General features: G+C 34.1%; 15 protein-coding genes and 1 pseudogene. All 16 read right to left on the bottom strand.

The features are described 5' to 3' along the window. Positions 1–738 carry a glycosyltransferase family 2 protein gene (locus tag CCAND38_RS02480; RefSeq protein WP_042343606.1) on the bottom strand — a complete coding sequence of 246 codons (738 nt, stop codon included), beginning with the start codon at positions 736–738 and terminating at the stop codon, positions 1–3. Continuing rightward, the gene (locus CCAND38_RS02475; RefSeq protein ID WP_042343605.1) at positions 728–1,975 is read right to left on the bottom strand and encodes a glycosyltransferase family 4 protein; all 1,248 of its coding nucleotides are present in this window, start codon (positions 1,973–1,975) and stop codon (positions 728–730) included. Before CCAND38_RS02475 ends, CCAND38_RS02480 begins: the two co-directional genes overlap by 11 nt. Continuing rightward, entirely contained in the window at positions 1,972–2,928 is a 957-nt protein-coding gene (locus tag CCAND38_RS02470; RefSeq protein ID WP_042343603.1) for a hypothetical protein, read from the bottom strand. The genes CCAND38_RS02475 and CCAND38_RS02470 overlap by 4 nt, the downstream gene beginning before the upstream one ends. 49 nt (positions 2,929–2,977) lie before the next feature. Then, complete coding sequence (locus tag CCAND38_RS02465; RefSeq protein ID WP_052458090.1) at positions 2,978–3,823, bottom strand: glycosyltransferase family 8 protein; 846 nt, start codon at positions 3,821–3,823, stop codon at positions 2,978–2,980. 78 nt (positions 3,824–3,901) lie between these two features. Next, positions 3,902–4,996, bottom strand: a complete 1,095-nt coding sequence (locus CCAND38_RS02460; protein ID WP_042343601.1) for a glycosyltransferase — start codon at positions 4,994–4,996, stop codon at positions 3,902–3,904. Further along, positions 4,997–5,857, bottom strand: coding sequence for an NAD-dependent epimerase/dehydratase family protein (locus tag CCAND38_RS02455; RefSeq protein ID WP_042343598.1), 861 nt, complete (start codon positions 5,855–5,857; stop codon positions 4,997–4,999). It lies immediately after the preceding gene. A gap of 1 nt (position 5,858) precedes the next feature. Next, entirely contained in the window at positions 5,859–7,181 is a 1,323-nt protein-coding gene (locus CCAND38_RS02450; RefSeq protein ID WP_042343596.1) for a UDP-glucose dehydrogenase family protein, read from the bottom strand. An 11-nt stretch (positions 7,182–7,192) separates the two neighbouring features. After that, positions 7,193–8,296 (bottom strand): UDP-galactopyranose mutase, encoded by a 1,104-nt coding sequence (glf, locus tag CCAND38_RS02445; RefSeq protein ID WP_042343595.1) that lies wholly within the window; start codon positions 8,294–8,296, stop codon positions 7,193–7,195. Then, complete coding sequence (locus CCAND38_RS02440; protein ID WP_042343593.1) at positions 8,272–9,537, bottom strand: oligosaccharide flippase family protein; 1,266 nt, start codon at positions 9,535–9,537, stop codon at positions 8,272–8,274. The genes glf and CCAND38_RS02440 overlap by 25 nt, the downstream gene beginning before the upstream one ends. 327 nt (positions 9,538–9,864) lie before the next feature. Further along, positions 9,865–10,086, bottom strand: a pseudogene (locus tag CCAND38_RS02435) (3-hydroxyacyl-CoA dehydrogenase NAD-binding domain-containing protein); the annotation flags it as partial. 230 nt (positions 10,087–10,316) lie between these two features. After that, a complete protein-coding gene (locus tag CCAND38_RS02430; protein ID WP_042343589.1) occupies positions 10,317–11,294 on the bottom strand; it encodes a polyprenyl synthetase family protein in 978 nt (325 codons plus the stop codon). Positions 11,295–11,354: 60 nt separating this feature from the next. Next, on the bottom strand, positions 11,355–11,804 hold the full coding sequence (locus CCAND38_RS02425; RefSeq protein WP_042343586.1) for a NanQ anomerase/TabA/YiaL family protein: 450 nt from the start codon (positions 11,802–11,804) through the stop codon (positions 11,355–11,357). Between the two features lie 17 nt (positions 11,805–11,821). Continuing rightward, complete coding sequence (locus CCAND38_RS02420) at positions 11,822–12,535, bottom strand: outer membrane beta-barrel protein (RefSeq protein WP_082024936.1); 714 nt, start codon at positions 12,533–12,535, stop codon at positions 11,822–11,824. A 407-nt stretch (positions 12,536–12,942) separates the two neighbouring features. Next, positions 12,943–14,709 carry a GmrSD restriction endonuclease domain-containing protein gene (locus tag CCAND38_RS02415; protein WP_042343709.1) on the bottom strand — a complete coding sequence of 589 codons (1,767 nt, stop codon included), beginning with the start codon at positions 14,707–14,709 and terminating at the stop codon, positions 12,943–12,945. A 4-nt stretch (positions 14,710–14,713) separates the two neighbouring features. Further along, complete coding sequence (locus CCAND38_RS02410) at positions 14,714–15,010, bottom strand: hypothetical protein (RefSeq protein ID WP_042343582.1); 297 nt, start codon at positions 15,008–15,010, stop codon at positions 14,714–14,716. Between the two features lie 38 nt (positions 15,011–15,048). Continuing rightward, positions 15,049–16,855: tRNA uridine-5-carboxymethylaminomethyl(34) synthesis enzyme MnmG (gene mnmG, locus CCAND38_RS02405; protein WP_042343579.1), on the bottom strand; the 1,807-nt coding region annotated here is incomplete at its 5' end.

Here is a 16,855-nt window from a genome sequence, read left to right as displayed (position 1 = left end):
TTATCTTTCTAAATAATACCTCCTAATTTTACCTAACAAAAATTCTCTCATAATCACATACATAAAATGCTTGTTATATTTCTTTCCTGAAATATGCCATACCTCAACCAGCAAACTTATCATCGAATCAGATGAAAGCCCTCCGTACAGAAATTTTGAAATAGTCTCGTTTATGTAGCTAAACGAATATCCTTCCCTGTAAACTTGCAAGAAAAAATCATAGTCAGCACAAATTTTATATGTTAAATTGAATAGTTTGTTTCTATGCAATTCTGTTCTGGTAAAAGAACTTTGATGACAAAAAACCATTCCCTTTTCTATATCTTGCATTGGCAACATTTTTTTTACTACTTCTCTCTTTGGATATTTTATAGAAACATCACCACAAATAACATCTGTTTTACTCCAATCACCATAAAGAAAAATTCTGTTTAAAATATCTCTATCATAAAACTCATCTCCCGAATTCATAAAATTTATCCACTCTCCACTTACCTTTTGAATTCCCTTATTCATTGCGTCATAAATTCCTTTATCAGGTTCACTAACCCAATAGGCAATTTTATCTTCGTATTTTTTGATAATGTCAAGTGTACCATCAGTACTTCCTCCGTCTATGATGATATACTCAATGTTGGGATAAGTTTGGTTAATAACCGACAAAATGGTTTCCTCAATAGTACTCACAGCGTTATATGAAACGGTAACGACAGAAATTAAGGGGATATTATTTTTCATTGAGACACTTTTTGTAAAGACTTATATATTTAGAAATTAAAACTTCGTTTGAAAAATGCCTCTCAATTTTTTCTCTGGCATTTTTAGAGAGTTGTTCGTAGCTTTCATTGTTTAAAACCCATTCTATTCCGTTCTTTAAATCCTCGCTATCAAACGGCGAAGCCAAATACCCATCTATTTTATGGTCAATAATCGTAGGTATACCCGTTGTATTAAACGCTACAACAGGCACACCACAAGCCATAGCTTCTGTGACGGTTTGTGGAAGATTTTCCTGTTTACTAGGTACAATCATCACATCGGCACAGCTATACAGAGTTACCAAACTTATATCATCGTATAGTCGACCAACATATGTAATTTTATAGTTTAATTGTTCTTCTTTTTTTGGAGTAGAGCTACCAAAAATAACAATCTCAACATTTTCTGTTTGTAAACGTTTTATAGCTTCCTTCAGTAAATCATAGCCTTTGTTTAGATCATTTGTTGCACTTATTGCTCCAAAAATGATAATTTTTTTGTCTTTAGGTATATTCCATAAACTTCTAGCTATTTGTTTGTTGATTGGCTTGAAAACTTTAGTATCAAGAACATTAGGCATATGTATATGCTTTTTACTTCTCAGTAAAGAACTTTTTCTTGCCTCATCATACATCCATTTGCTTGGACTAACAATAACCAAATTTTGTGTTTTTTGATATGTTTTTTTTTTTCGCTCCCAACCTTTCCTACTTAGGTCTTTTTCCTTTCCTGAGTTTAAAACTTTTGAATTTCCACAATTTGCTATATAATGTCTTTGTCCTTCATCAATATGTTCGCCTCCCGTAAAAGCCCACATATCATGCAATGTCCAAACAATAGTTTTCTTAATTTTAGCTAAATCTTCTATCCTTAGCATTCCACCTGCTACCCAATGTAAGTGAACAATATCGGGATCTAACTCATTGATTCTATCAGCTACTTTACTGAAAGGCACCCAAGCTGGGGAAAAAGGGGTTTTTGTTCTTTTTTTATAGAAAATTTTTAATGGAAGTACATCTAAAAAGGGACGTAAAGCACCGATAAACTTTCCTATTTTTGACTTAAAGACAGTTTTAACAGTATAATCATCACTTTTTTTTGATTGCACTAACATATTGCTATCTACTCCATTTTCAAGTAACGCTCTATGCAAACGATACGCTGCACGAGCTGCTCCTCCTTCTATATCAGTTGTGTTTATATGTAATATTTTCATTTCAATTTACGAATTATTTTTTTGAAAATATCTATTATCCTCCCTTTTTGTATCATTTCCAACACAATTCGCAGTGCATTCTTTTTCTGTCGGACAAGAGTATTACTCCACAAAATATCATTTTGAAAATTTTCAACTACATATGTGGGGTGAACAAGAGGAAATTTAATTTCTCCACGCTTTAAATTTGCATAAGGATGCTCTGAATCAAAAGTATGAGTTGCATTATCTCCGAAACCAATATTCGATATCAGGTTAACATTAGGGATAATACTTTTTCCACTATTAATCAAGATCGTATATAGCCATTGATAATCCCAAGTATCAATCTTTCCCTCATACACAGCGTCAAATTCTCTAGTAAATATGTCTGCTTCTTTTTTACTATAAAGTATATTCTCCAAATATTTTTCCTTTTTAATTTTTGGCCAATTTTTCATTTCTTTATCGTAATTTTCCCAAGCACGACGCCAAGATGCCCACCCCCAACTTCTGTCATATTTTGAAAAATAATAGCTTTCTTCGTTTTTGGAAGTTACTTCGGATAAGAAGTTTGTTCCCCCAACAAGCCAAACCCTAGTATCATCTCTATATCGAGACAAAAGCTCTTCACAGAAAGGAAAAAAACTCTGGCTTGGCAAACAATCATCTTCTAAAATAATTCCCATTTCTTCATTGTCAAAAAACCACGTAATAGCAGAACTTACAGCCTCTCTACATCCCAAATTTTCTTCTCTAAACAGAGTTTTAACCTCACATTCCCAATCAATGTTTTTAATAACTACATCTCGTGTGTTTTTTACCCTCTCTTCTTCTCCCTCTCTTTCTTTTCTAGCTCCATCACAAGCTACATATAGATAAGAGGGCTTTATCTTTTTTATCTCTTCAAATACTCGTAATGTGGTATCTGGTCTATTAAAAATTAAAAAAAGTATAGGTGTTCTAAAATTCATCGTACATTAAATTTTATAAGTATTCAGTGATATTTTGTGACTATTCTACTTAAAATAACCGAAGTATCTTTTCTTTAAATGGTCTCCACAACCTATGAAAAACGAATCCTTTATAATCAGAGGGTTTATAATTTGCAAAGGGCGTCTTTTTCAAGTATTTCCAATACTCTTTTTTAAAAGGATTTGTATTTGCCAAAAACCAAGGTTTATTAGGATATGCACCTGTATAATGAACTATACAAGGTTTATTTATAGCTTCTTCTTCTTCAATCGTCATTTTTTCTCTTAAAACCAAAGCAGTTTGAACATTGTATCTGATAGGGAGAGGCTTCCACCTGCCATTTATTACTGCATTTAAACCATCTTGATCGGCAAAAGATATTTTTTCAGTATTCACTATACTCCAATCTATTATTTTTTTACACAACCCATCTTCTCTCCATTTCGAACAATTTATCATCATCACTCCTGAGTTAAAATACTTTGCACCAATATCCACTCCTAACTTTTTCTTTTCTTCATTGAGAAAATCGCTACTACCAATTTCCTGTATGGCTAATAAATATTTATCATTAAAATCTATCTCGAAAAGTTCTTTTAAAGAATCTAATACAACGAGATCGTTATCTAAGTACAAAACTCTGTCTCTTTCTATTAGATTAGGTATCAATATCCTTGAAAATGCAGCTATGGACAGATGCTTAACTCCAGTATTCAACGTAGCAAAAAGGCGTTTATCAATAATAATAGTTTCAAACTGTACGTTATTCTCATATATAACGGTGTCTAATATTTTTTTTTCATTATCTTTAGACAGATTATCTGTTAATAATAAAAATATTCCCAATAAGATATCTTTATTATTATCTAACAACGATGTGAGAGCAACAGCCAAATGCTATGCATAGTTATCATCAACGGAAAAAACAATCGTATGTTTCACAATATATACCTTTATAAAATAACTTTTTCACTATAGTAGATTGCGAGCAAACTGTTCAAATCTTTTATAATAACACTCATCCGTCAAATGAGATTCATACAGCATCCTATTCTCCCTATTATTTTTGTCTCTCTTTTTTAGGTTGCCTAAAAGAATTTCAGACAATACATTAGGTGAGTTTACATCAAAGGTATTTATTAAAGGTGATTTATCTTTAAAATAATTATGCCCAAAATTATCTGTCATTATAATGGGTACTCCTGTTGAAAGAGCTTCTAAAATAGACAAATCAAAATAACTTTGTCTATTTGTGTTTATGAGATAGTCAACTGAATTATACCAACTTATTGGGTCTTTTGTAAATCCCACATCAGCTATTCCTTCCTCTTCTATTTTCTCAACTTCTACCAAACCATTATTTCCTATAACTATTCTTTTGCCTAATACGATTAAATTCAAGTCATTTCTTTTCTTATATACCTCACGATATGTATTCATCAATATATCAAAACCTTTTATAGGCATTCGTCTACCTATAAACATTAAGTTAATTTTATCTTCTTTGATAACTCCATCTGGGATACTTGACATATTATATTTTTCTTTTGCCCCATAAGGAGTATAATATATATCGCTATTGTCAGATAAAAGAGATTCGTATATACCCCTACATCCTTCAGTAGCAAATACAACAACATCAGCCCGCTTAAACGCATCTGTCTCTGCACTTCTTCTAAATGCTATTTCTTCAATTTGATTAGGAAAAGCATCCGCATATTCTTCGGATGGTAATTGTGGACTATATGACTGCAATATTACTACCTGATTATTTGGGATCACCTTTCTACACATATGAAGAGAAATAGGATCATGAAAATAAACATATTTGAATCTATAGGCCTTTATTTTTCTATAAAGAAAAGATAAATAACTCTCTCTTGTTACCAGAGAATATAACTTTCTCTGTACACGGAAACTAAAAGATTTGTCGTTTATAAAATCAGATGATAAATTAAAAAAATCTCTAGGTTTATCTAACAAATTGTGAGCAACAACTCCTGAGGGACCTCCATCATTAATACCACAGGCATAAGGAGTGAAATTTAAAATTTTATCTGTTATCATTTACTTCTTCTGTATTGTATTCTCTATATAACTTTTAACGCTGTTTTTAACCTTCCATCCTAAGGATTGTGTTTTTTCTGTAACTACCTCGGCTGTCATTCGGTTTCCTTTACGCTCTGGGAGCATTTGTATTTCTCCACCAAACATTTGTGCTATCTCTAATATTGAATACGCCTCTGGAGAACCAATGCCATATTCATCGCCTTGTCCTTTTTCTCCTACCAGTAGAAGTCCCGCAACAATATCATCGATATGCGTAAAATTGCGTTGCTGTGTACCTGGACTAACTACCGTTAATGGTTCGCCTCTATTTATTTTTTCGGAAAAAAGAGCTATTAATGTAGCATACTTCCCATCTCGAATCTCTCTTTTCCCATATACATTGTAAAAATATGTTATAGCATATTCTAAACCGTACCACTCTCCGTAGTTTTTAACCATCTCTGTATTAGCTGATTTTGACCACGCATATGGACTCTGATTTTTACCTATTCCTCCGTCTCCAAATTTAGTGCTACTTCCTGCGTAAACTAATTTACTTTTATGCTTTCTACAAAATTCCAAAACCTTAGAAGTACCTATCCTATTGAATAAAAGCACTTTATCTATGTCTTCAAAACTTTGTTCTACACGAGAGTACTCTCCCAAATGATATATCAAATCAGGCTTGAAATCTACCAACTCAAAAATATGTTCAGTGCTTCCTTCAATATAAGTTACTCCTTCAATATGGTTATCACGACTTCCTGTAAAGTAATTATCTAATGAATATACTTCATTATTTGGATTTTGAGCCAATGCTTCACATAAATTAGAGCCAACAAAACCCGCACCTCCTGTTACTAATATTTTCTTTTTCATATCATTCTACTCCTATTTGTATATATTCAAATCCTCTATTCGACAAATCAAACGAATTGTACTGATTGCGTCCGTCAAAAATAACTTTTTCTTTTAAAAGTTTAGCAATTTCTTCAAAGTCGGGTACTCGGAACTCTTTCCACTCTGTAAGTAAAATCATTGCATCAGCTCCCTTTAGAGCGTCATACTTACTATCAACATATTCAACATCAACACCTTTCAAGTAGCAAATTTTCGCCTCGTTAACTGCTTTGGGGTCATATGCCTGTATTTTAGCTCCTCGTTTTACCAATTCTTTGATGACGTAGATAGCTGGAGCTTCTCGCATATCGTCGGTTTCGGGTTTGAACGAAAGCCCCCACACAGCAAAGGTTTTACCTGAAAGGTCTTCACCGTATTTTTTGACAACTTTCTGAGCAATCACAAATTTTTGGCGATTATTCACGTTATCTACTGACTGAATAAGTTCTGCATCGTACTGAACCTCTTCCGCTAACTTTTTGAGAGCCAGTACATCTTTTGGAAAACAAGAGCCTCCGTAACCACAGCCTGGATAAATGAAACTATACCCAATTCGGCTATCCGAACCGATACCAATACGTACCTTATTAACATCAGCTCCTACCCGTTCACAAATATTGGCAATTTCATTCATGAACGAAATTTTGGTAGCAAGCATCGCATTGGCGGCATACTTTGTCATCTCCGCAGAACGAATATCCATACCGATAAACCCATCGTGTTGCATAAAGAAAGGTGCGTACAGAACTTTCATTTTTTCCATTGCATACTGACTGTCAGAACCCACCACTACGCGATCGGGTTTCATAAAATCCTGTATAGCTTTACCTTCTTTCAAAAATTCAGGATTTGAAACCACGTAAAATTCAATATTTTTACCTCGCTTGTCAAGTTCGGCTTGAATGGTTGCTTTTACCTTATCGGCTGTTCCTACGGGCACAGTGGATTTGTCCACAACAATGAGCCTGCTTTGCATCGTTTGTCCGATAGATTTCGCTACAGAAAGCACATATTGTAAATCGGCTGAACCATCATCCCCCATCGGAGTTCCTACAGCTATAAAAACAATTTCTGCGTCAGTAATCACTTCCGACAACTCGGTGGTAAAGTTCAAGTTTTTGTTAGCTAGGTTACTCAGAACCATCGCTTCAAGCCCTGGTTCATAAATGGGGATCACTCCCTTTTTTAGTTTTTCAATTTTTTCTGTATTTACATCTACACAGGTTACTTTATTGCCCATTTCGGCAAAACAAGTTCCTGACACTAATCCTACATATCCTGTTCCTATTACTACTATTTTCATTGTTTAAAAAATTATATTTTTTCTACCAAATTTAATACCTTCTCTATAACCTGATGCATATCATAATATTTATACTCGGCTAATCTTCCTCCAAAAATAATCCTTTTGTTTTGCTCTGCCAATTCTTTATATTTTTGATACTTTCTCATGTTTTTTTCATCATTTATAGGATAATATGCCTCTTTATCACAAGAAAAATCAGAAGGATACTCTCTAGTTATAATTGTTTTTGGTTGATTCCCATATTCAAAATGCTTATGCTCAATTATTCGAGTATAAGGGGTTTCTCTATCTGTATAATTTATTGCTGCATTACCTTGATAATTCGGTATATCTAACACTTCTGTTTCAAATTGAAGACTCCTGTAATCTAGTGAACCAAAGCAATTTTTGAAAAACTCATCTATCTTTCCTGTATAGACAATTTTATCTGCAATAGAATCCCAATACTCTCGGTTTTCCAAATAATTAGTATTAAGAATCACCTCAATTCCTTGCAAAATACGTTCAATTAGCAATGTATACCCCCCTTTAGGTATTCCCTGATATATATCATTAAAATAATTATTGTCAAATGTAAAACGAAAAGGAAGTCTTCGAATGATAAAGGCAGGTATATCGGTAGCAGGACGCCCCCACTGTTTCTCCGTATAGCCCTTAATCAATTTTTCATATACATCTCTCCCTCCTAACATCATAGCTTGCTCCTCTAAATTTTTAGGCTCTAAAATATGTGCAAATTCTCCTTTTTGCTCTTCTATCTTAATTTGAGCTTCCTTAGGAGTTTTCACACCCCATAGTTGATAAAATGTATTCATATTGAAGGGAAGATTATATAATTGTCCCTTATAATTAGCCATTGGAGAATAAGTAAATCTATTAAATTCCACAAAAGAATTTACATAGTCCCAAACCTTTTTATTACTTGTGTGAAAGATATGAGGACCATATACATGAACTTGTATACCTTCCTGCTCCTTGGTATATATATTTCCCCCTACGTGTCCTCTACGTTCTATAACCAAACATTTTTTATTCTTTTTTGTCATTTCATGAGCAAAAATGGCACCAAATAATCCACTACCCACAACTAAATAATCATATTTTCTTTCCATATAACATTTTTATAAACATAATAAAAAGCAACAATAGTCACAAATACCTCAACCAACACCGTCACAATACTCAGCGTATATAATGAAATCATATCAAGCGACCAAATTCCTCCTAGAAACACTAAATATACGACTAATGAAATTGATACAAGTCTAAAAAACAAAATTTTGTGTCCAAAAGGAATTAGAGTTAAAAAAGATAACACATTGTTCATACCTACTATAGGGGCTAATAGTCCTAAGATTTTAATAATAGTAACTGTATATAGCATTTCTTTACCTCCTAATAACAAAACTACGTACTCAGCAGAAAAAAACAGTAAAAAATATAAAACAATATTAAATAATAACGAAATCTTAAATATTTTTTTTATAAAGTCTATATTCCTCTGGCTACTAATACGAGGAAAAACCGTTTGAGAAAGTATACTGTGGGGTATTCTTATAAGTCCCACTATCTTATCTGCTAAATCATAGTATGCTAACATTCTCATTCCCAAAAAAATACCGACAATAGTTCTATTAGAATTAGCATAAAACTGTATTAGAACATTTGACAAAAAAAGATGATACGATTCCCTTAAATAATATCTACATGTAGAATAAGACGGTCTGACAAAAGATATACCCTCCTTTTTCATAAAGTGATAAGATATTAGTCCTGAAAGTAGCGATCCTATTAAATTCGATATGGGAAGCCATAATACATCTTCTCTTGTTTTAATAAGAAAAAATATCATGCATACAAATATACCTCGTGTAAACAACGAAGTTAAAGTTACATACTTCATTTTTTCAATTCCTTGAAAAAACCAAACAGGAAAGACAACATCAAGTATGCACACCCAAAAAGAAAAAACATATAACCATTTGTGATTGACATCCATTAGTACAAGGTAGCTAAGTAAAACTACAAAGCTAACAAATAAAAAAAGCATCTTAATCGCCGTTATATTACTCACTATTTCCGATGTTTTTCTAGTATCTAACCTGTATAAACTAACATCTTTTGTCCCAATTGTTGAGAATCCAAAAGAAATAAAAACAGTAAAATACCCCGAAATAACCTGAGTAAAAACAACTAACCCATATAACTCACTTCCTAAAACTCGTATCAAATAAGGATATGTCACAAGAGGTATTAACAAATTAACTACCTGTAAAAGCGACAAATACGAAAAGTTAGAGATTAATACACCATTATTATTCAGTACTCGCCTTATATTTGACAATCCAACCATTCTACCAATATCTATTAACGTGATTCTTTGTATTAAGAATTATGAAAAAACCTTTCATTCTCTACTTTGTTCCATTGCGATAGACAATAGATTCATAACAAATATAAATCATTCATGTACAACTAAATTTAATTTACAAAATAGCACTCATCATTTACATTCGAAAACGACGTTTACAAAATTCATTTAGGCAAATATACATCTTATTAGTTTATATACATCTTATTAGTTTTTTAAAAATTCTACTTCACCTTAATAAGAAATCCTATCTCATAATTTATCGTTCTTCGGTGTAATTTTTTTGTGCAACAAAAATTACCTCCAAGCAACACTCTCTAATAACTCCGTTGTAAAGTTCAAGTTCTTGTTAGCTACGTTGCTTAAAAAGATCGCTTCAAGCCCAGGCTCATAAATAGGAATTATTCCTTTTTTTAACTTTTCAATCTTTTCCGCATTCACATCAACACAGGTAACCGCATTACCAACTTCAGCGAAACAAGTCCCTGAAACCAATCCAACGTATCCTGTGCCTATAATTGTTATTTTCATTACTTCATCTCATCTGACTTGAGTGTGAAAACGTTTACCACACTAACTTCCAAAGAATTAATATTTCTAACATCTACGATCACACACCAAACTCTCAAAAAAAGGTAAACCCGTTCGCAAAGGTACAAAAAATATGTTACAAATGACTCAAAAAAAGTCTTTTTATAGAAGAAAACGTTTTCCTTGTATTTTATTAGAAATTTTTATTGCAATATGAATTCAGTCTAATTCTATATTTTCCGATCAATAACATAATTGACCATCATTATCAAGGCGTCTTTATAGTCTGAATCAGGGAAATCATTCAGAATCTGCAATGCTTTTTGTTGAAACTCCTTCATTTTTGTCTCTGCGTATGACAACCCATTGTTGTTTTTTACAAAATCAATAATTTCTCGCACTCGTTTTTTATCTTTATTATGATTTTTAACAGAATTAATTATCCATTTTTTATCTTTTTCGGAGCAATTATTCAGTGTATAGATAAGGGGAAGTGTCATTTTTTGTTCTTTGATATCGATTCCTGTGGGCTTACCTATGGCATCGTCTGTGTAATCAAATAAATCATCTTTGATTTGGAATGCCATACCAATATATTCACCAAACTGTCGCATTTTTTCGATGGTTTCGCGATCATGAGGTTTAACAGAACAAGCCCCCATTGCACAACAGGCCGCAATAAGAGTAGCCGTTTTTTGTCTGATAATTTCGTAGTAAACTGATTCAACAATGTCCAATCGCCGTGCTTTTTCAATCTGTAGCAACTCTCCTTCGCTCATCTCACGCACTGCCACGGAAATGATTTTCAATTGGTCAAAATCATCATTATCAATAGAAAGCAACAATCCTTTTGAAAGAAGATAGTCGCCAACCAACACCGCAATTTTATTTTTCCAAAGAGCATTGAGTGAAAAGAAGCCTCGTCGTTTGTTACTATCATCTACTACATCATCATGTACTAAAGTAGCTGTATGAATCAATTCTATGACGGAGGCTCCACGGTAAGTACGTTCATTGACAGTCCCCGACACCATTTTTGCCACTAAGAATACAAACATAGGACGCATTTGTTTACCCTTCCGATTTACAATATAATACGTAATCCGATTCAAAAGAGCCACTTTTGACGACATTGATTCCTGAAACTTTTGTTCAAAAAGTTCCATTTCCTCTCGTATGGGTTGTTTTATTCGTGTGGTTACTTTCACTATTTAGAATTTTAAAATTCGTCTGGAATGAATTTTCTATAATATGAATGCGGTATAGGCTTACAGAACCTTAATTTTGACCACAATTTTGCGTATTTTCCCTTGACCAATGATGGGAGCGTGTGCATCTTCTGGATAAACAATAGCAAAATGTTTAGGTTGTAGTGTTACGTAGGTCGTAGGTTGATCTTCATATAAACCATAATCCTCTTCGGTGTTAAAGGCTTTTTTCTCATGTTTACAGTCTGTCAAACTCTTCCATCCAATTGTTTCTTCTCCTGTTAGAAGCACGTGAATATCCAAATACTTTTGATGATATTCCAACACCTGATTTTCTTTACTAAGACATTCAGGCTCCGCGTTTATAAAAAAAACATCTTCACCATCGAACTCTATTTTTCCGAGTTCCAAATTTAAAAAGTTTGTTTGTTTGATATGAGCAAATACTTTTGTGAAAGCTGGATGCAATTTTTCGTAACGCTCACTATGGTTTAAATGCGCAACAATCATTTTTTATTTTTTTATGGTTATAATTTAAATCCAAAACCTATTGAAAAATAAGCTATATTAAACAATTTTGCCTTATCAAAAGACCATTTTTTATTAAGAATTTTAGTCCTATTTGATAAAGGTGTCAGGTCATAACTGACATTGGTTTCTGCAATAGCAAAAAAACTATCCGAAAAATTATAGATAACCCCTACCCCACCGTATGCTGTAATTGAAGACGGATGAAAATGTTCATCAACTCGCTCGGTAGCGTATGTTCCTACGTATTTCTCCGTGTATCTATGTATCTCAGAATCCCATTCATAGCCGAAATTATAGATTTGTAATATAATTTTTGACGAAAATCCTGCTTGTACAAACCACTCGAAATCTCGACCATTTTTGTAACGTACCAACATTGGAACTTCAACATAATCAAACCTATAAGAACCGTTCCACCGAGCAATGTCTATGATAGCATCACTACTCTTGTATTCGAATCCTTGCCGACGGTAGAGCATCTCTATCTGTAAAGACCAATGTTTACTGAACGCATTATTCATAAACACGCCCATATTGATACGACTCATGAATCCGTTGTAAGCGGTATTGCCTGTTTCATCCTCTATTGCCTTTGCTAAACTTCCGTTCAACGGAGGGACAACACTTTTTATACCTAAACGAAGTTCCTGAGCTACTGAAATATTCATGAAAAATATTCCAACAAACAAAAGTAGTATTTTTTTTGTCATATATTATATATTTCTATAAGTTTTTCTATATTTTTGCCTGTGATATATGTAATATAGGTTAGCTCTACCTATCAAAACCAATGCCTTCAGCTAGTAGAAGATTAATACATACAAGAGGAAACACTGCTGATACGTAAGGCTTGTTGTTTTCATATAATCAAAAAACTAAATAGTTATCAATCACACAAATCCAATATTTTCTTTCTGTACTCTAAATCCATAACTAATCTGTAATATAGAGGATTATGGGCTCTTCTATATCCTGAATAATTCGTTCTATCAAGTTCTACTTTTGCTGCTTTTTTCCATTGTTCAAATAAAAAATGGTCATCATAAAAAATGACATCGTTACCAAAATTGACCCTAACCTTTGCAGGGAAAGCACCACCGATAAGATAGGAGTTTACTTATAGTGAAAAATAATATTCTTTGATTTTTTGAGCCATTAGCTTTCTTCTCAAAGATAAAAAATCTTGATAATCTTCAATATTCATTTGTATAATTTCGGGAGGAATACAATTCACTTTCAGATTTTCCAAAAATTCTTGCTCGTTTGAAATTCCGCTTATGGACTGTTGTTTAATCAATTCAAAATAATCTTTTGGTGATTTATTTCCAATTTTGATATTTATTTCCGATTGCATATACACGTAATTGGCTATTTGATTGTATTGCCCTTTCTCCAATCCATTCTTTTTCAAGTAATCTTTTGGAAATAAGTGATGTATATCGCCTCTGTGTTCAATAAGTTCACGTACAGAGATATCTTTTGATAAAAATCCCTTATCATTAGCTTTGACTTGTGAAGCCAAAAAAGTTAAAAAGTAAGGACTACTTGCCACTGAGGTATTTAAGCTTTGTGGTAGTGAGGCGTTCCAAAAAGCATCAGACAATTCAGCTTCCTCTTTTTCTCTAAGATATTGTTCAAAAGGTTTTTGAGAAATTTGCTTAATATCAAAATCAAACATACTCTCTGGCGACCCCGAATATCTTCCCGTTAAGATAGAATAAACTAACCATCTTTTAACATAACTTTCAATAGAAACGGGATTCACTTGAAGCTCTTTTAATTTCAGATAAAGAATATAAGCGAAATTTAAAGCATTTTGCGAACGGATGAGTTTGGGCGAAATAAATCCTGCTGATTTTACAACCATCAAAAATCTTTTGAAATTAGTTTCATTGATAAAGTTTTCAACTCCCCTTTTCAATTTTTGAAACGATTTTTCAGTAATTTCTGTTTCAAAAGTTCGGGTTTCAAAATTTCGTCCTGAAAGTAAGCTAACTAAATCGGAAAGCCGTCCTCTACCAAATTGTGAGGTAAATGCCACGCGAATTAAGTCGTTGTAAGTGGGGTCGTACAAATCATCATTTTCGGTTTTGAGCCAAGACATTTTTCTGAAAAATTCGGTTTCAGCAAATTCTTTATCATTCTCCACAATATGCTGATGAAATTCAGGAGCTACCGCCAAATGGCAGAAATAATCAATCGCTTTTCGCAATTCATTTCCGCCGTTTTCAGTATCAGAGGCGACTTTACTCATTGCAAAATCGGCTTGGCTCAATACCACACCTTTTGAGTTGATTCGGATGAAAATTTCGGTTACGGTTTCAATATCTAATTCGGGAGCAAGTTCAATAAGTCCTATTTGCTTTTTAGGAATATTTATCAGATTAGAGAAAGCGTTACGAACTTGTTTTTTATCAACTTCAGGATTGAGTTCAAAATAGCTATCAGCAATCTCAAAAAGGTCTCCGTTAATAGCTTGTGAAATATCCGGTAACCAAGTTTTATCCTTTAAAATAGCAGGGTTTTGAACTTCAAATTTCTCCTCAATAGGATTGAAGGCAATTTTGATTTTTACACATTGATAATTTTTATTAACAACGGATTGCCCTAATAGAGCCGCCGTTAAAGCCGTTATTCGTTGTTGTCCATCAATTAAAACTTTCTTTCCCTCACTTAAACTTCCGTCTTTGAGTTTTACATTTGGATTTCTCCAAGCAATCACATATCCGATAGGATAACCTTGATACAAACTATCCATCAAATCACGAACCTTTGAGCTATCCCAAACAAAAGGACGCTGAATTTCAGGAATCGCAATTTCACCTGCCTTTACAGATGCTAATATAACCTCTATAAGATATTGATTTACGGAGTATTTTTGCATTGCTTTAGAATTTATGATTTTCGACCCATTCATCTGTTATTCTTTTAGCTTCCTCTTCGGATAATTTGTTTATATCAAAAATGTAATAAACAGCTCCGTGTTGAGGGTAAAAATAACCGCGAGGCACTAAATCTCCTTGATATCCCATTTTTTCTTTAAGAAAATTTATAAGCTCTCTATCGTGATGTTCAATAACGACAGAGCCGAGGCACATTTCGTCATTGAAATAACCTTTTAATTGCAATAAATCAAATGCTTTTTGGCAAATTTCAATTGTTGGGTAAAATTCTGTACATCTCATAATATTTCACAGATTAGATTCTTAAAATAATTCTTATACTACCTCCCCATATACACCAACAAAATGCTGATATCTGCTGGGGAAACACCACTAATACGCGAGGCTTGTGAGAGCGTAGTCGGGCGGATTTTTTTCAGCTTTTCGCGAGATTCAAACGAAATGGAAGTTAGTTTATCGTAATTGAAGTTTTCAGGTATGCGAATGTCTTCCAAGCGGTTAAGTTTGTCGGCATTGTTTTTTTCTTTTTCGATGTATCCTGCGTACTTTACCTCAATTTCCGTTTGTTCAATGATTTCTTTATCAATTTCATTGGCTTCCACGAATGATTTTACGCTCTCCAATTGTTGCAAATCGGCGATGGTAATGTTCGGACGCGAAAGCACTTTGAACATTTTGTCGCCTTGTTTCATTGGAGACGAATCGTATTTTTCCAAAATCGGGTTCGCTTCTTCAGGTTTGATACTCGTTTCCTTAAAAAACTCCACAAAAGCATTTGTTTTTGCTTGTTTTCTCTCCAAAACGTCCATTCGTTTTTGCGATGCCAATCCTAATGAGAAACCAAGTGGCGTAAGTCGTGCATCGGCGTTGTCTTGTCGCAAAAGAGTACGATATTCCGCTCGTGAGGTGAACATTCGGTAGGGTTCTTCCGTTCCTTTGGTGATTAAATCATCAATCAAAACACCGATGTAAGCCTCATTTCGTTTCAGAATGAAAGGCTCTTGCTCACGAATTTTCTGTACGGCATTTATTCCTGCCATAATTCCTTGTGCGGCAGCCTCTTCATAGCCTGTAGTTCCGTTAATTTGACCTGCAAAATACAGATTTTCAACAAGTTTTGTCTCCAATGTATGTTTGAGTTGTGTCGGTGGAAAATAATCGTATTCAATAGCGTACCCTGGACGGAAAAACTTCACATTTTCAAAGCCTTCTATTTTTCGCATTGCTTCAAACTGAACTTCTTCTGGAAGCGATGTTGAAAATCCATTTACATACACCTCGACCGTGTTCCAACCTTCGGGTTCTACAAAAATTTGATGTCGGTCTTTATCGGCAAATCGGTTGATTTTATCCTCAATTGATGGACAATAACGTGGCCCCACGCCCTGAATTGCCCCATTGAACATCGGTGAGCGGTCAAATCCTGTGCGGAGCAAGTCGTGTACCTCCTCGCTGGTGTAGGTCATATGACAATCTTTCTGAATTTGAAGCGGTTGTGTTTCTTCCGAAAAGGAAAATTTCTCCGGATTTTCATCGCCGGGTTGGGGAATCATTTTGGAATAATCAAGCGAACGACTGTCCACACGCGGTGGTGTTCCTGTTTTCATTCTTCCTGACTCAAATCCGTGAGAAACAAGGCATTCGGTAATCCCTTTGGAAGCCTTTTCTCCGGCTCTTCCGCCTCCTAACTGCTTCATTCCGATATGAATAACTCCATTCAGAAATGTTCCATTAGTAAGAATCACCGATTTGGAATAAATAGGAATTCCCAAAGAGGTTTTTACACCTTTTACCTGATGATTTTCGATGATTAGGTCGGAAACCATATCCTGATAGAAGTCGAGATTGGGCAATCGTTCGAGTTGCAGACGCCATTCTTCGGCAAATCGCATTCGGTCACTTTGAGCTCGGGGGCTCCACATTGCAGGACCTTTCGATTGATTGAGCATTTTGAACTGAATGGCGGTTTTGTCGGTAATGATGCCTGTATATCCACCCAAAGCATCAATCTCACGCACGATTTGTCCTTTGGCAATTCCGCCCACCGCTGGGTTGCACGACATCTGTGCTATATTTTGCAATTGCATTGTGATGAGCAAGGTTTTCGCTCCCATATTGGCAGCGGCA

The sequence above is a fragment of the Capnocytophaga canis genome (assembly GCF_000827555.1).
Taxonomy (GTDB): Bacteria; Bacteroidota; Bacteroidia; order Flavobacteriales; family Flavobacteriaceae; genus Capnocytophaga; species Capnocytophaga canis.
Note: the sequence above shows the minus strand (reverse complement) of the source record. Positions and strands in the feature narration are given on the sequence as shown.

Coding starts and splice junctions, on each gene's coding strand:
- CCAND38_RS02480 (WP_042343606.1), bottom strand. CDS start 738: ATGAAAAATAATATCCCCTTAATTTCTGTCGTTACCGTTTCATATAAC.
- CCAND38_RS02475 (WP_042343605.1), bottom strand. CDS start 1,975: ATGAAAATATTACATATAAACACAACTGATATAGAAGGAGGAGCAGCT.
- CCAND38_RS02470 (WP_042343603.1), bottom strand. CDS start 2,928: ATGAATTTTAGAACACCTATACTTTTTTTAATTTTTAATAGACCAGAT.
- CCAND38_RS02460 (WP_042343601.1), bottom strand. CDS start 4,996: ATGATAACAGATAAAATTTTAAATTTCACTCCTTATGCCTGTGGTATT.
- CCAND38_RS02455 (WP_042343598.1), bottom strand. CDS start 5,857: ATGAAAAAGAAAATATTAGTAACAGGAGGTGCGGGTTTTGTTGGCTCT.
- CCAND38_RS02450 (WP_042343596.1), bottom strand. CDS start 7,181: ATGAAAATAGTAGTAATAGGAACAGGATATGTAGGATTAGTGTCAGGA.
- glf (WP_042343595.1), bottom strand. CDS start 8,296: ATGGAAAGAAAATATGATTATTTAGTTGTGGGTAGTGGATTATTTGGT.
- CCAND38_RS02440 (WP_042343593.1), bottom strand. CDS start 9,537: ATGGTTGGATTGTCAAATATAAGGCGAGTACTGAATAATAATGGTGTA.
- CCAND38_RS02425 (WP_042343586.1), bottom strand. CDS start 11,804: ATGATTGTTGCGCATTTAAACCATAGTGAGCGTTACGAAAAATTGCAT.
- CCAND38_RS02420 (WP_082024936.1), bottom strand. CDS start 12,535: ATGACAAAAAAAATACTACTTTTGTTTGTTGGAATATTTTTCATGAAT.
- CCAND38_RS02415 (WP_042343709.1), bottom strand. CDS start 14,709: ATGCAAAAATACTCCGTAAATCAATATCTTATAGAGGTTATATTAGCA.
- CCAND38_RS02410 (WP_042343582.1), bottom strand. CDS start 15,010: ATGAGATGTACAGAATTTTACCCAACAATTGAAATTTGCCAAAAAGCA.